The organism is Flavobacterium circumlabens, assembly GCF_004345565.1.
In the GTDB taxonomy this organism is placed as follows: Bacteria; Bacteroidota; Bacteroidia; order Flavobacteriales; family Flavobacteriaceae; genus Flavobacterium; species Flavobacterium circumlabens.
The window spans coordinates 551,048-566,453 of sequence record NZ_SLWA01000002.1; the positions used below are offsets into that span (position 1 = coordinate 551,048).

The window sequence follows — 15,406 nt, forward strand, 5'->3', positions numbered from 1 at the left end:
GTATGATTGGATTGGTAAAAATATTTCGGCATTAATTTATATTTGTAGGAAGTAATCCCGTTATTCAAACAGTCATTACGCCATTATACGATGAAAATAAGAACCTTTATAATTTGTGTTTTTTTGCTGGCATGTCCCGTAATGTCTTACAGCCAGAATGTAAAGCTGCTTACTGTTGATCAGCTTCAGGAAAGAGTAAAAAACGGAAAAGACAGCACCTATGTGGTCAATTTCTGGGCGACCTGGTGTGCTCCGTGTATCAAAGAATTACCCCATTTTCAAAAACTGAGCCAGGAATACCAATCGGAGAAACTGGCGGTGCTCCTGGTAAGTGTTGATTTTAAATCGAAATTGAATACAGCCGTGGTGCCGTTTGTAAAAAGAAAGAAGATTACCAATCCGGTTTTTCTTTTGAATGAAAGCAATCCGCAGGAATATATCGACCGGATCGATCCGTCCTGGTCGGGCAGTATTCCGGCGACGCTCTTCCTTAAAAACGACAAGAGGAAATTTTTGGAAACTGAACTTACCTATGAACAATTAGTAACCGAATATAAAAAATTATAAATCATGAAAAAGTACATCACCATTCTGCTGGTTTTTACAGCGATTTTATCTCAGGCACAAAGCAAAACGCTTAAGGCGGGAGAAGCGGCACCGGATTTTAAACTAAAAAATGTAGACAATAAAGACATCTCTTTCGAAAGTTATCCAAACGCTAAAGGTTTTATTGTGGTATTTACCTGCAATACCTGTCCGTATGCCAAAGCTTATGAGCAAAGAATAATTGATCTTGATAAAAAGTTCAGACCGGAAGGTTATCCTGTAATTGCCATCAATCCGAATGATCCTGAAGCTTCAAAAGCAGATACTTTTGATAAAATGCAGGACTTGGCCAAAGAGAAAAAATATGCCTTCCCTTATTTGTTTGATAAAGGGCAGGTGGTAACCGACCAATACGGAGCGAAACATACACCTCATCTTTTTGTGGTTTCTAAAACGGCAAAAGGAACTGTCGTAGAATACACAGGGGCAATCGATAATGATCCTGAAGGAACGAAAAGCGAAAAAACAAAATATGTGGAAGATGTAATTGCATCCCTGAAAAACAATCAAAAACCGACTGTAACCGAAACTAAAGAAATTGGCTGTACGGTGAAAAGAAAAGCGAAAGTATAAAAACTAAAAGCTGTAAAATGTTTTAGAAACGTCTCCTAACCGGGGCGTTTTTTTATTTTGGAAATTTTCGAAGATACAATCGTATCCTAATTCCGGTTAGATTCCACCATTTTAGGAATTGGCATCTATTATATTTTGTACAATGACGATAAAAGTTTCCGTGTTTTTAATTTCCTGCTTCATGGACAATAAAACATGATCGGATAATTTAAACTGTTCCATCATGTCTTTTTTCAGGTATTTGATCATGGATTCCAGGCTTCTGGTATCGTTTTCTTTCTGGTTTTTTAATTCCCGCTGTTTACTTTCCAAATAATCTAAAGTCCTTTTTAACCTTTGAACGTTTAATTTTTCCAACTTTTAGTTTCTTAAAATTTAATAAAAAAAGAAAACGATAATCAAAAGTGTGATAAATCCAAGATGTTCCAAAAAACCCATTTACATTTGAATCTACCCTGCTCAAGAGTACCGTTTTTCTTATTTACGTGCAAATTGATATTTTGGATTTAATTTAGCTTAAATTTTTTTAAGCATTTTTACATTTTAAAATTAAAGAAAAATAAACGGTTGTTTTTTAGTGTGTTAAATTATGTTTTCACCAATCTGATGTTAATAAAAAAGGAGCCGAATTAACTGTTATTTCAAATTACGAACATATTCAGAAGGAGAGACTCCGAATTCATTTTTGAAATTAACGGTAAATCGTTTTGGGGAATTGAAACCAACGGCATACGCTATTTCAGCAATCTGGAGCTGACTTTTTTCGAGGAGCTGTCTGGCTCTTTTCAGTCTGACCGTTCTGATGAATTCCGCGGGGCCTTTTCCGGTGATGTGCATTAACTTTTTATACAGGTGTGTTCTGCTCAGCCCTACAATAGCGCTGAGTTCTTCTACTGTAAAATCCGGATTAGCGATATTTTCCTCGACGGTTTTAATCGCTTTTTCGATCAATTGTTCATCAAGGGAAGTAATGGTAATTTCGCTTGGCGCAATGTCAATTTTCTGGCTAAAGGCCTGATGGGATTTTTTTGTCCAGTCCAGAAATTTATCAATACGAAGTTTGAGCAGATTGAAATTAAAAGGTTTGTTCAGGTAATCGTCGGCACCCAGCATAAGACCTTCTATTTTGTATTCTTCAGCAGTTCGTGCCGTAAGCAGGATGACCGGAATGTGCGACCATTCTATTGTCGTTTTGATCTGGGCGCACAATTCGGTACCGCTCATTTTTGGCATCATAACATCACTCACGACAATATTGATATTGTTTTGCTGCAATTTTTCCAGGGCTTCAAGACCATCATGGGCAACCAGAACGGTATAAAATTCAGAAAGACTTTCGGACATGAAATCGCAGAAATCTTTGTTGTCGTCTGTAAAAAGTAAAACCGGTTTTTCGTTTATGTTCTTTTCGGGATGGCTTTCCAATAGCCGAATCTGTTCTTTGCTTTTTACTTTTTGAACAGGAAGCCTGAAGGTGAAAATGCTTCCTTTTGGCGAGTTGTCCTCGACTGTAATACTGCCACCGTGCATCGCGATATATTCGCTTACAATATGAAGGCCAATGCCGCTTCCGGTATTTTCTTCACTTTGTTCGGCCTGGTAAAAGCGTTCAAAAATAGATTGCTTTTCATTTTCAGGAACGCCCTGACCACTGTCGGAAATAGACACCACCACATTTTTCTCTTCACGGTAGAGGTGCAAATTGATACTTCCTCCGTCGGGCGTATATTTAAAAGCATTGGATAACAGGTTAAAAAGTATTTTCTGGACTTTTACGTTGTCAAATTCCATCATAAGCGTTTCCATCTCGCTGGTATAGGAGAACTTCATGTTGCGGTCGGTGGCATAAGACTGGAAAAGGGTGCATCTTTCCTGAATATAATACACAAAATCACCTGATTTAAGATTCAGGCTTTCGGTGCCGACATCCAGTTTACGGAAATCCAATACCGAATTAATGAGCGTCATTAACTGCTCTACATTTTTATAAACAATACTGAGTTTGGCGCGAAGACCTTCTTCCAGCTCTTTGTTCAGAATGGTTTGAAGCGGAATGGTAATCAGGGTCAGCGGTGTTCTGAGATCGTGACTGATATTGGTGAAAAACCGGAGTTTCATTTCATTCAGATTGATTTGCTGAAGATGTTCCAATTGTATGCGCTGCTGTTCCAGTTCTTTCCGGTGTTTTTTTCGGGTATGCTTTATAACGTACATGGTAATTCCGGCAATTGCCATTACATAGAATAAAAAGGCCCAACCCGACAAGTAGAAGGGCGGAGTGACCGTAATGTCTAAAACAGTGGCTTTTTCGTTCCAGATTCCGTCGCTGTTGGAAGCTTTAATGAAAAGGGTATAAGTGCCGGGAGCAAGCGATGAAAATTCGATTTTGTTTTTTTCTGTCGGAAGCCATTGGTTACTAAAACCTTCCAGTTTATAGAGATAACGGACTTTATCGGCATTAACCAAATCTGCGGTCGTAAACTGAATGGCGATTAACTGATCGTCATGACTGAACGTAACTTCTGAAGTCTGCTCCATGGAGCGTTTTAGTAAACGATGGCCGTTATAAAGCGAATCTACCTGAACGGGTACATTACCAAGACTTAATCCGGTAAAAATGACTTTGGCGAGAGGTTTGCTTTTCTCTGCCATTTTATTCGGGTTTACAGTGGTATAGCCTTCTGTTCCGCCCAAAAGAATGTCTCCGTTCTGAAGTTTGTAAATGCCGTGGGTATTAAAGTAATTATCGTGAAGTCCGTCTTTAACAGAAAAGTTCCGGCTGCTTATTTTTAAGATCCCTTTTGTATTGGGTTCGACAGTCAATACCGATAATCCGTTGCTTGTCGTGATCCAGATGTGCCGGTGATTGTCTTCAATAATTCCCTTTACAATATTATCAGACAACCCATTGGTTTTGTCGAAATAGTAGACCGTATCTTTTTGGGTATCCCAGACGGATAAACCTTTGGAATGCCCCAGCCAGATATTATTCCTGCTGTCTTTGTAAACGCTGGAAGTAAAGCTCTGCCTGAATTTTTGCGTTTTGCTTCTGTTTCCCGAAGCTTTAACCTGCTGGCCGGTCAGAATATCGATACTGAAAAGTCCGTTGTCTGTGCCGACGTATAATTGGTCTCCGTTGTCATAAAACATATCGAGCGTAAATTCAAGTCCTTTGACGGTTTTGGCTATGGTTTCAAAGCGGGTGGTGCCGCTTCTGAGGCATTGTATTCCACGTCCAAGCGTACCTATCCATAAGTTGCCATAACGGTCTTCTTTTAAATTCCAGATATCATTCGAATTTAAAGTGCTGTTTTCTTTTGTAAAATGCTTAAAGGTTCCGTCTTCATAGCAAAACAAACCGTTTAAATAGGTGCCGATCCAGATTCTTCCTTTTTTATCTTCTAACAATGAAACAATTACATTGCTCGCCAAAGGCATTTTCGTGATTTTGTTTCCGGAAGATTTTTCTTTGAAATACAAACCATTTCCATCGGTTCCCAGCCAGAGATTTCCTTTTTTGTCTTCCAGGAAAGTGCTGACATCCTTGCAGTCCTGTAATTCGACAGTAACGAGATTTCCAAAACTGGCATTATAATATGAAATCCCTTTTTTGTTGTGACCCGCCCATAGGGTTCCGGTATCATCTTTATACAGACAGCCGATATTATTGGATGCGATAGAAGCAGTGTTGTCGGGGTTGTGGGTGAGGTTGGAAATACTATTGTTTACGGTGTTATAAATAAAAATCCCCTGATGGTCCGTGCCAATCCAGACCCTGCCGTTTCCATCGTCTTTGATGTCGAATATGACATCGTTTTGTGTAGTTACAGCTGAATTGAGCGTGATTTTTTTCCATTCGGTTTGGCTGTTTTTTTGATAAAAGAGGGCAGCTGTATTCGAGAAAATCCATAAACCGTTTTGGGAATCCACATAAATTTTATTCTTTTTGTTTTGAAGGTGCTGTGAAACAAAATCAGGGAGTTTCAAAAAAGATTGTCTTCCGTTGCTTTTGTTTACCTTCAAAATAGTTCCGGAATGGAGCACTCTAAAAATGGAATTGCCGTCATCACCTAAAAAGACAGTTGAAGTTTCCGCTATTTTTTCTTTCGAACTAAAGGTTTTTAAGTTCTTTTTATAGGTATCATACACAAAGATTCTGTTTCCAGACAAAACCCATAAGTCTTTGTTTTTATCGACGTAAACTTTATAATTCTCCTCTGCTTTAATCCCCAAATCTTTGAGTACATTCGGAATATCACTTCTGAAATTATCTTTATGACGCTGATAAACAATATAACTGAATTCGGTACTGATCCAGATATTTCCCAAACCATCTTCCTGCAAGCCTCGGATATCGTCGTTTATGATGGACGACGGTTTATCGGATTTTGTTGCATATACTTTAAATCCGTAGCCGTCATAACGGTTCAGGCCTGATTCTGTTCCGATCCATAGAAAACCATATTGGTCTTTCAGGATACTTTTGATCGTACTGTTCGAAAGTCCGTCATTCGTTTTTAAATGATGAAAAGTATACGATTGCCCCACAGCACCAAAAGAGGCGAGGAGCGACAGAAAAAGGATGTAGAGAAATGGGTTAAATAGTTTCATTTAAAGTTAAAGCTACTTTTGGAAGTACAATATAGGATAATATTTCAAGAAGTGGCATTCTTCCCGTAATCCTTCCAAAGGTATAAAGCAGCGTGGAATACTGCCATAATTTTGGTTTTTATTTAATTAAAAAGAGGCTTATACGAATTCGTATAAACCTCTTTTTGTCTTATTTCAGCTTTATGGTTTGCTGATTTCCGTCGTAACTAATTTCTTTTCCGGCGGCATCATAGGTAAAAGCCTGCGGTTTATCTTTACTTACGGCTACGATCACGAATTTTCGATTCCTGATCATTCCGTCGAATTTTCCTTTTTGCTCCCCAATGGTGAGCGTTCCGGAAGCTTCATTGTAATTGAAAGCTATATTAGAAAAGCTTCCTTTTTCGTAGTTGTAATTTTCGTTTTCATCTTCATACAAGGTGAATTTTCCATCTTGTCCCATGTACACATAAAGCACAATTTTGTCTGCTTTTTTCTCTGTGCTGTATTGCATTTCGGGTCCAACCGGAATAATAGATCCTTCGCGAATGAATAACGGAATGTGCTCATAAGGTGCATCCACATTCAGTTGCTGTCCTCCGGTGATGTAACGTCCTGTATAAAAATCGAACCAGTTGGTTCCTTCCGGAAAGTACACATTACGGTTACGGGCTTCGTATTTATAAACCGGACAAACCATAAACGAGGGTCCGAACATAAACTGATCGCTCACATTCTGCACTTTTTTATCTGCAGCAAAATCCATAAACAAAGGTCTCATGATGGTATAATCCTCAAAGTATGTCATTCCGGCCATGGTGTAGATGTATGGCATTAGTCTGTAACGCAAATTGGTATAATACAAAATAGACTGGTAAGCAGGATGTGTATCCGGAGCTATGTTCCACGGCTCACGGTACGGAAATTGTCCGTGTGCTCTGTACAAAGGAGCAAAGGCACCAAACTGAAACCAGCGTGTGTTCAATTCTCTCCATTCTTTATAATCAGCATTTTCCTGACCATTTTTGTCGTATTGCTGCTGTCCGCTTACATATCGGTCTTCTACGCAGAAACCGCCAATATCCATCGTCCAGTACGGAATACCGCTTACCGCAAAATTAAGTCCGGCAGAAATCTGAGCTTTCATATCTTCCCAACGTGTGGCAATATCACCGCTCCAGGTTGCTGTAGAATAGCGCTGTAAACCTGCAAATCCGGATCTTGTCAGCAGAAATACTCTTTTGTTGGGTTCCACACTGCGTTGTCCATCGTAAATGGCTTCCGCATTCATCAAGGCATACGTATTAAAAAATTCTGTAGAAGAACCCAGGGCCGTTGGTCCGCATAAGGCTTTTCGATAGTCCATATCGGTGCAATCCAGTACGTTCGGTTCGCTGGCATCCATCCACCAGGCATCAATTTTTAGCGGGTACAAATTATCATAGATTTGTTTCCAGAATAATTTACGGGCACCACCGGAATACGCATCGTAAAAAGAGCCCACATAACCAGGGCCAACCCAGTCCTTAACATTATCTTTTATGGCTTGTTGGTACATCCAGCCTTTTTCATCAAATTCCTTAAAATGCTCGGTTGTTTTGTAAAATTTCGGCCAGACAGAAATCATCATCTTTGCATTCATAGCGTGAATAGAATCTACCATGGCCTGCGGATTAGGGAAACGTTTTTTGTCAAATTCATGGCTTCCCCAGGAATCTTCTTCCCAGTAATTCCAGTCGAGGACAATATTATCAATCGGGAATTTACGTTTTCTGAATTCTTTCAGATTACCCACAATTTCATCCTGTGTTTTATATCTTTCGCGGCTTTGCCAGTATCCCATGGCCCATTTTGGCATGATCTGAGATTTTCCGGTTAAGGTACGGTAGCCTTTAATTACTTCATCTGCAGAATTTCCGTGAACGAAATAATAATCGATTTTCTGTGTCATTTCGCTCCACCATACCTGATTGTTTTTTTCTTCCTCCGGTTGGGGTGTAAGCACTCTTAAACCACAATAGGAAGTTCCGCCATCCGGTTTCCATTCAATTCGTAAGGGTACGCGTTTTCCGGCTTCTAAGGGTAAAGAGAATTTATAACTATTCGGATTCCAGGCTGTTCTCCAGCGTTCCGGAACTACCAATTCGTTGTTTAAATATACTTTTACATATCCGGCATAATACAACGTAAATTTGTAGGTTCCGCTTGCGGGTGCTTCAATTGCTCCTTCGTAGGTGACGTCAGCATTTTTTAAAGGGAAATTTTGCGGTAATTTCTTGATGCTTTTAATGTCTTCAAAGAAAATAGATTCTTCTTTGCGCTCGATGTTTTGCACGTCTTTTACATTAGAAACATAAGTCCCTGTCAAAGCTCCCGCATTTCCTTTTTTATCGTATAATTTAAAAACGGTATTCAATTGGGCATAAGGGCGGCTTTCACCAAAACGGCTCAAAGAATAACTGTCCCATAAAACCCCGTAGTTTTTATTCGAAACGATAAAAGGAACGGAAACTTTGGTATTGTATTGAAATAATTCTTCGTTTTTACCTTTGTAATTGAATTCATCGGCCTGATGTTGTCCCAATCCGTGGAAAGCTTCATCGGCAGGGGAATCAAAAATCTGACGAACGGTATACCCTTTGGTACCTTCCACTTCAATCGGAGTAAAATTTCTTCCTCCGCCTGATTTTTCGGCTAAAATTAGTTTACCATCTTTGTCTTTAAAATTGATTCCGCCGTTTATTTTAGAAACCATCACTTTCAAACGCGAGGTTACGATCGAAATAGAATCGGCGACATTGGTCTCTACTTTATAAGGTGTTTTTGATTTTCCGGCAACAATTATCAGTGAAGAATCTTTTGCGAATTCAGCGTCGGGAGTGGCGGAAACGTGAATTAATTCGTCCTGTAGTACCTGAATACGTACTTTCTGAACATCTGTTTTACTGTTTTGCTTTACGCTTACAATGATACCGTCGTCGATAGTTTGATATTGCTTCACCGAACAAGAGGCTAACAGCGTTGCAGCAAATAAGAAATGTATTTTTTTGCGCATGGTTAAATAGTGGTTTTAGTAAAATTTTAAGTTACCAAATTTCAGTATAATAATTCTATTTAGGGGATGTGTATGTTTTTAAGAAGGTATCATCATGAATTATTTGTTTGATTTATGGAGTGCAAATCCTTTAAATGCGGTCTTTTTCCACATTAAAGAAAAGGGGAATAGTTTTAAAACTATTCCCCTTTTTGAGATTCTTAATTTTTGTGTTACTTATTTTAAGGTAGTTTTGATCACTACGCCAGCTTGTTCAATCGCAGTTTGTACGGCAGGCACATTAGCAATTGGATTTAGAAGCCCGTAATCGTGAATTAATCCGGAGTATCTTGTTAGTGTTACCGGAACTCCGGCTTCGTTTAGCTTTCTGGCGTAAGCTTCGCCTTCATCTCTCAAAACATCATTTTCTGCGGTTTGTACCAGTGCAGGAGGTAAGTCTTTCAGTTGAGCCAGACTGGCCTGCAACGGAGAAGCATATATTTCTTTTCTTTTGCTGGTATCCGGTAAATAATTGTCCCAGAACCATTTCATCATGTTTTTGGTTAGGAATCTGCCGTTTGCAAAAGAATTATAAGATTCAGTTTCAAAATTAGCATCGGTTACCGGCCATAATAAAACCTGAAGTTTAATATGGGGTCCTTTTTTGTCTTTTGCCATTAGCGTAATAGCGGCAGTCATATTTCCACCAACACTGTTTCCTACGACAGCAAGGTTTTTACCATCAACACCAATTTCTTTTCCATTTTCGGCTACCCATTGTGTGGCGGCGTAAATTTCATTAATGGCTACCGGATATTGTGCTTCGGGAGATGGAGTATAGTCCGGAAATACGGCTACGGCACCACTTGCAACTACTAGATCCCTTACTAATCTTCTGTGTGTCGGATAATCACCTAACACCCAGCCGCCACCGTGAATGAAGATAAATACCGGAGCATTTGCTTTGGCTCCTTTAGGTTTTGTAATGTGGATTTTTACTTTGTATCCGTTTTGTGAAATCACTTTCTCCGATTCATCGATACCGGAATAATCAACTTCTACCGATTTTTGAGCGCCAACCAAAACATTTCTGGCATCAGAAATACTTAATTGTTCTAATGGTTTTCCGTCACCTGAATTTAAAGCTTTTAAAAACGAACGGACTTCTGTAAAGACCTGCGGGTCATTTTCTCCTTTAAATTGTCTTTCTTGTGCTGTAACCATTGTGTTTGCCATAAACAATGCTGCAATAAATAAACCTTGTTGTAATAATTTAATAGTTTTCATATCTTTTATGTTTTATCAGTTATAATTTGATAGGACAAAAATATGGCGGTAGTAAGGTGCTTAAAATAGACAAAAGTCTATTCTAATTGTACATTTTTCCCTTGAAGGTATTTTTTCTTGAAATTTGAAGGTGTGTCGCCAACTTTATTGGTAAAAAGCCTGTTGAAGTACGCCGGATCTTCATATCCGAGTTGATAGGCAATTTCTTTTACACTTAAAGAAGAATACCCTAAAAGCCTTTTTGCTTCCAGTATAATCCGGTCTTTAATAATATCGTTGGGCTGGGTTAGTTCCAGACGATTGAATTTATTGGATAGTGTTTTTGGAGCTACGCCAAGAATATCAGCATAATCTGCTACCGTATGTTTGGTCCTGAAGTGAATTTCGACCAGACGGCTAAAATCCCGAAAGAAATCCACTTCCCTGGAAGGTTCAGTATTCAGAATACCTAATTGCTGCACCTTCCAGATTCGGGTTGCTTTTATAATAAGTTGTTTCAGATACGTCCGGATCATTTCTTCCTGTGAAGCATCCGGAGTGTCAAATTCTTCCTGAATCTGATTAAAAATCCCTTCCACAAAAAAGACTTCCTTGTCAGGCAAGGCTGTCATTGGCATTTCGAAAATATTATTAAACAACAGACCGTCACAGGCTACTTCGGCATCGTGAATTTGTACGCAATAAAAATCACGATTGCTATTAATGAAAAACAGGGAAGGTGTTCTGGTTTTGTACCGTTTAAAATCTATGGTTACCGCATAATCTTCCGGTAGATAAAGGACTTTAATGTACGGTTTGTAATAATCGCCATTTATTTCCTCCATAGAATCCGGGCTGAGCACTTTAAAGCCCAGCTTTTTATAATTGGATTCGAAAATTTTAGGATTGTTCATTGCGATTATTCCTGTTCTATAATAGTAAGGATGTTTTTTGGAATCTCTTCAAAAGCTTCAAAGGAATACGGTTTGATCAGATAGGCTTTTACGCCCAGTACATCACATTTTTCTTTGTAGGCCGGATTTATACTGGTAGAATAGACAAAACAGGGAATAGTTTTTAAATCAGTATCATTCAAAATCCGCTGCAAAGCTTCAATACCATCCAGTATTGGCATGTTGATATCGGTCAGAATAACATCCGGAATGGGATTGGAAGTGTTTTTGAGGTAATTCAGCAGCTCTTCACCATTGCTCACCAGACTTACTTTACCAAAGTTCGGGTTTTTATTAAAAGTCTCCTGCATTACGTCAGCATCATCGCTGTCGTCTTCGGCAATAACAATATGTAAGTTATTTAGCATCGGCGTTTATACTATTGGAAAAAAAAGATTAAAAGTGGTTCCATTGTTCAATTCACTTTCAACAGTAATATTTCCCGAATGGTTTTCCATGATTTTTTTACAAATTGCCAGACCAATACCATTTCCGGAATATTCGGTTTTGGCATGAAGGCGCTGAAAAATAGTAAAAATTTTTATAAGATGGTTTTGCTCCATTCCAATGCCGTTGTCTTTGATTTGAATTTTTACAAATTTAGTGGATTGATTTGAGATTTCAGATTTAAAATTTTCAATTTGTGAAATTTGAATAAAGGGCGGAATTTCTTTTTTGCTGTATTTAATAGCATTTGAAATAAGATTTGAAAAAAGCTGGCGCATTTGTACTCTTGAAGCCTTAATTAAGGGGAGTTTTCCAATTTCAATAGTTGCATTCCTGTCGGTGATTATTATTTCTAAATCCTCTTTGACCTCAGCAATAACCTGTGCCAGATTGATTTCCATACGTTCTTCCTGTGCGGTGTGGGACGAATAACGTACTAAATCATCTACAAGTGAATTGAGCCGTAATGCAGATAATTTCATCACGTTCATGGATTTAGCATCCATTTCTGAAAGATAACTTCCGTCAATTTTTGTATTGTGCATGACGATTTTTCGAAGCGGCTCTTTAAGATCGTGTGAAATTACATGAATAAATTCTTCCAGATTGCTGTTGATCCTGTTCAATTCATGAATTTTTTCTTCGAGTTCCTTTTGGTGGTCTATTAACGCTTTTTCATGTTTTTTCTTTTCTGTCAAATCGGTGATCACAATTCCGATTCCCTGTACAGAAGGTTCAAAATCAGTTAAGGCAATATAAGCCGGGAAAACATGTTTCTCATTCTGGGTTTTAAACACAATTTCGTGTGTGGTAACACCATATTTCAAGGCTTCTATCAATGCGGTAAAGTTTTCCGGATTTTCGAAATATTCATAGAGATAGTTTCCAATTATTTTTTCGGAAGGCAGGCCTACAAGCTTTGCAAAATAATCGTTGCAGTATAATACGAGTCCATTTTTAGCAATACTCAGTGCGCCCTGTCCAAATTTCTCAATTAAAAGTCTGAAAGTGTAATCGGCGGTTTCCAGCGAATAAAGCTGAGGAACTCCGTTGTTATTTACTACTAATGCATCAACATCTCCTTGTTTTATGGCATCGACAATGCTATTGGCTTCATAAAGTTCTTCTTTTAATGAGGCTATTTCTTTTAATAAAGATTCGATATTTTTATTGTTATACTCCAAATTATTCACTGATATTTAATATCCGTAACACCTTTTCTCTATCGGATAGATCTCCAAGTATAATTCTTTGCGGTGCAGGATCTGTTCTTATTAATGTAGGTATTGCTACAATTTGATGAATTACAGCCTGTTCTGTATCACGGCTGATATCTATAATTTCCAGTTCGTAATTATCTGTCAAATATTTATCACAGATTTTACGAAGGTTTTCTATGGCATGTCCTGATTTTACAGACATACCCGAAACAAAAAGCATAAATTTATGTTGGGTTGTACTTGTGTCGTCAGAGGGATCATCCATTAGTAAGAGATTACAGGTTTAATATTAAGTCCGACAAGTACTCTTTCTTCATTGGAAAGATCACCAATGATTTTACGAATAGGTTCCGGAAATTTTCTAACTAAGGTAGGTACTGCTAAGATTTGATCGCCTTCAGCCAATTGCGGACTTTTAAGCAGATCTATAATTTCAATACTGTATTTTCCAGCCAGATGTACTTCGGCATATTTTTTTATATTTTCGAGTGCTTTTATTGACTTTGGCGTTTGTCCTGCTATATAAAGCAGTAATTGCCATTCGGCTACTTCCTTTTTCATATGATCTCTATTTTTTTTTAGAAGCTAGCTTTTCCTGTAATTCTTCTGTTGCTTTTAGAATACTTAATTCTTCCGCAGCAGATTCGAATTCATTTTTAAGAGCTTCTATATTGGCTTCAAGAACTCTGCGTTTACGCGCAATTTCTCTGTCTTTGCGATCGATTTCGTTTTGAAGCTTAATATCCGATATTGTTTTTTTAATCTGATGTGATTTTCTTGCCGTTCCGGTTAAAACTCCCTGTGGTCCCAATTCTACATCGAGTAATCCAATTCCGTTGCTTGTGATAATAAATTCACGTACCTGATTGGAATGTCCCATTCCTCGTGATTTTACAATAAAAAGCCCTCGGTTTCTTTCGCCGATTCCTTCCATGTCACGTACTGTTATCCAGGTATCTACCAAAGATGATACGGATTCTTCCGCAAGATCAGGTCTTAAATTATCAGTTTGTTTATTCAGGGAAGTAAAAAGAGCTGTAATATTATTGATCTTCAGCATGTCTATCAATCGTACCAGCATGGAGCGGACTTCGTGTTCACTGCCAACTAAAGTCAGATTGCTAATAGGGTCGATAATAATGGTGGTTGGCTTAAATTCCCTGATCAATTTTCTAAGGGTAAGCAAATGCAGCTCAAGACCATTAAGCGAAGGACGTGAAGAGTGTATTTGCAAAGTACCATTCTTAATGTATTTCTCCATATTGACCCCTATCGATTTCATATTTCGAACCAATTGCTGCGGTGATTCCTCAAAAGCAAAATAGAGTGTTTTCTCCTTTTTTTCGCATTGTTCTGCGGCAAAATAGCAGGCAATGGTTGTTTTGGCCGTACCGGCTGTTCCGGATACTAATATATTGCTGCCACGGAAAAAACCTCCACCCTCAAACATAGTGTTCAATCCGGGAACTCCGGTAGAAACTATCTCTGAAGAAACTTCGTTGTCCAGTCTTAATGAGGTAATGGGAAGTACTGAAATTCCATCTGCATCAATAAGGAACGGATATTCATTGGTACCATGTGTCGACCCTCTGTATTTTACAATTCGAAGTCTTCGGGTAGAAACCTGTTCGATAACACGGTGATCCAGCACGATTACACAATCTGAAACATATTCTTCCAATCCTTGTCGCGTAAGCATTGCTTCACCGCGCTCTCCTGTAATAATAGCTGTCACTCCTTTGGTCTTAAGCCAATGAAATAGTCTGCGAAGTTCAGCTCTCAGTATTGCCTGATTATCCAAACCGGCAAATAGGGACTCAATAGTATCCAATACAACCCTTGTGGCTTTTATGGAGTCTATGGCATGACCCAATCTGATGAATAAACCATCAAGATCGTATTCACCTGCTTCTTCTATTTCAGATCTTTCTACTCTTACATAATCGACTACGAGTTTCTTTTCGGCTTTTAGCTTTTCAAGGTCAAAACCCAGTGATTTGACATTTAGAGTAAGGTCATTTGAGGGTTCTTCAAAAGACATGAAGACCCCTGGCTCATTATATTCTGTAATACCTTTAATAAGGAATTGCATAGATAACAATGTCTTTCCGCAGCCGGCTCCGCCACAGACTAAAGTTGGTCGCCCTTTTGGAAACCCTCCATCTGTAACTTCATCCAGACCATCTACTCCTGTCGGAGTTTTTGGAAATATAAAACGATTTGATTTTGATTCTTTTTGCACGCTATAAAATATTCTGTTTACTCAAATATACGTTTTCTTACAGAATTTAACATTCCTATTTATTAAAGTTTTAACAGCTGTTTAAATAAATTCGCAACGTAAAAGAGAATAAAAGAGAAAACCATAATTGCATACCATTACGTCTGAAATAGCGAAAAATAAGGGAATATTTAATTAGTTTTTGATCGCAATCGTTCCATATTTTTGCGGATCAAATTTTTGTTGGCCATCGTTTTGGCTAAGTCCAGAGCGGTTTCAAATTGATGTAAAGCCTTCTTATCATCAAAGTCACTGTATAGATTTCCGAGCAGGGAATACTAAAAAAGGATTGTTGGTCAGATTGAGTTTTTCGGCTTCAGCAATTGCTTCCTGTTTGCTTTTTACTTTTGATAAGACGTATGTTCTGTTCAAGGCTACAATCGGAGAATATTCGAGAATTAAAGAAGGCCCTGTTTATGGAACTTTCCGGTAAGAA

General features: G+C 38.3%; 12 protein-coding genes. 2 read left to right on the forward strand and 10 right to left on the reverse strand.

The features are described from left to right. The first annotated feature begins 90 nt into the window (after positions 1-90). Both EV142_RS06955 and EV142_RS06960 read left to right on the forward strand, forming a co-directional pair. Positions 91-567 carry a TlpA disulfide reductase family protein gene (locus EV142_RS06955; protein ID WP_132033868.1) on the forward strand — a complete coding sequence of 159 codons (477 nt, stop codon included), beginning with the start codon at positions 91-93 and terminating at the stop codon, positions 565-567. Between the two features lie 3 nt (positions 568-570). Further along, positions 571-1,179, forward strand: coding sequence for a thioredoxin family protein (locus EV142_RS06960; protein WP_132033870.1), 609 nt, complete (start codon positions 571-573; stop codon positions 1,177-1,179). 111 nt (positions 1,180-1,290) lie between these two features. On the opposite strand, the gene EV142_RS06965 is transcribed toward EV142_RS06960, so the two are convergent. The 10 genes from EV142_RS06965 to kaiC all read right to left on the reverse strand — a co-directional run bounded on the left by EV142_RS06965 (position 1,291) and on the right by kaiC (position 14,931). Then, positions 1,291-1,536 carry a hypothetical protein gene (locus tag EV142_RS06965; protein ID WP_132033872.1) on the reverse strand — a complete coding sequence of 82 codons (246 nt, stop codon included), beginning with the start codon at positions 1,534-1,536 and terminating at the stop codon, positions 1,291-1,293. A gap of 279 nt (positions 1,537-1,815) precedes the next feature. Beyond that, entirely contained in the window at positions 1,816-5,790 is a 3,975-nt protein-coding gene (locus tag EV142_RS06970; protein ID WP_132033874.1) for a hybrid sensor histidine kinase/response regulator transcription factor, read from the reverse strand. Between the two features lie 169 nt (positions 5,791-5,959). Beyond that, complete coding sequence (locus EV142_RS06975) at positions 5,960-8,824, reverse strand: TIM-barrel domain-containing protein (RefSeq protein ID WP_132033876.1); 2,865 nt, start codon at positions 8,822-8,824, stop codon at positions 5,960-5,962. Between the two features lie 216 nt (positions 8,825-9,040). Then, positions 9,041-10,090, reverse strand: coding sequence for an alpha/beta hydrolase (locus EV142_RS06980; protein WP_202978486.1), 1,050 nt, complete (start codon positions 10,088-10,090; stop codon positions 9,041-9,043). A 77-nt stretch (positions 10,091-10,167) separates the two neighbouring features. Beyond that, entirely contained in the window at positions 10,168-10,983 is an 816-nt protein-coding gene (locus EV142_RS06985) for a helix-turn-helix domain-containing protein (protein ID WP_132033878.1), read from the reverse strand. A 5-nt stretch (positions 10,984-10,988) separates the two neighbouring features. After that, positions 10,989-11,390 (reverse strand): response regulator, encoded by a 402-nt coding sequence (locus EV142_RS06990; RefSeq protein WP_132033880.1) that lies wholly within the window; start codon positions 11,388-11,390, stop codon positions 10,989-10,991. Positions 11,391-11,396: 6 nt separating this feature from the next. Next, positions 11,397-12,662 carry a sensor histidine kinase gene (locus EV142_RS06995; RefSeq protein WP_238698664.1) on the reverse strand — a complete coding sequence of 422 codons (1,266 nt, stop codon included), beginning with the start codon at positions 12,660-12,662 and terminating at the stop codon, positions 11,397-11,399. Continuing rightward, positions 12,655-12,954: a circadian clock KaiB family protein gene (locus tag EV142_RS07000; RefSeq protein ID WP_132033884.1), complete on the reverse strand. Its 300-nt coding sequence runs from the start codon at positions 12,952-12,954 to the stop codon at positions 12,655-12,657. The genes EV142_RS06995 and EV142_RS07000 overlap by 8 nt, the downstream gene beginning before the upstream one ends. Further along, positions 12,954-13,250, reverse strand: a complete 297-nt coding sequence (locus tag EV142_RS07005; protein ID WP_132033886.1) for a circadian clock KaiB family protein — start codon at positions 13,248-13,250, stop codon at positions 12,954-12,956. Before EV142_RS07005 ends, EV142_RS07000 begins: the two co-directional genes overlap by 1 nt. A 7-nt stretch (positions 13,251-13,257) precedes the next feature. Next, the gene (gene kaiC, locus EV142_RS07010; protein WP_132033888.1) at positions 13,258-14,931 is read right to left on the reverse strand and encodes a circadian clock protein KaiC; all 1,674 of its coding nucleotides are present in this window, start codon (positions 14,929-14,931) and stop codon (positions 13,258-13,260) included. Positions 14,932-15,406: the final 475 nt, after the last annotated feature.

What these genes read in the sequence shown, in the direction of transcription:
- EV142_RS06955 (WP_132033868.1), top strand. Translation starts at nt 91, where the DNA reads ATGAAAATAAGAACCTTTATAATTTGTGTTTTTTTGCTGGCATGTCCC.
- EV142_RS06960 (WP_132033870.1), top strand. Translation starts at nt 571, where the DNA reads ATGAAAAAGTACATCACCATTCTGCTGGTTTTTACAGCGATTTTATCT.
- EV142_RS06970 (WP_132033874.1), bottom strand. Translation starts at nt 5,790, where the DNA reads ATGAAACTATTTAACCCATTTCTCTACATCCTTTTTCTGTCGCTCCTC.
- EV142_RS06975 (WP_132033876.1), bottom strand. Translation starts at nt 8,824, where the DNA reads ATGCGCAAAAAAATACATTTCTTATTTGCTGCAACGCTGTTAGCCTCT.
- EV142_RS06980 (WP_202978486.1), bottom strand. Translation starts at nt 10,090, where the DNA reads ATGAAAACTATTAAATTATTACAACAAGGTTTATTTATTGCAGCATTG.
- EV142_RS06985 (WP_132033878.1), bottom strand. Translation starts at nt 10,983, where the DNA reads ATGAACAATCCTAAAATTTTCGAATCCAATTATAAAAAGCTGGGCTTT.
- EV142_RS06990 (WP_132033880.1), bottom strand. Translation starts at nt 11,390, where the DNA reads ATGCTAAATAACTTACATATTGTTATTGCCGAAGACGACAGCGATGAT.
- EV142_RS07000 (WP_132033884.1), bottom strand. Translation starts at nt 12,954, where the DNA reads ATGGATGATCCCTCTGACGACACAAGTACAACCCAACATAAATTTATG.
- EV142_RS07005 (WP_132033886.1), bottom strand. Translation starts at nt 13,250, where the DNA reads ATGAAAAAGGAAGTAGCCGAATGGCAATTACTGCTTTATATAGCAGGA.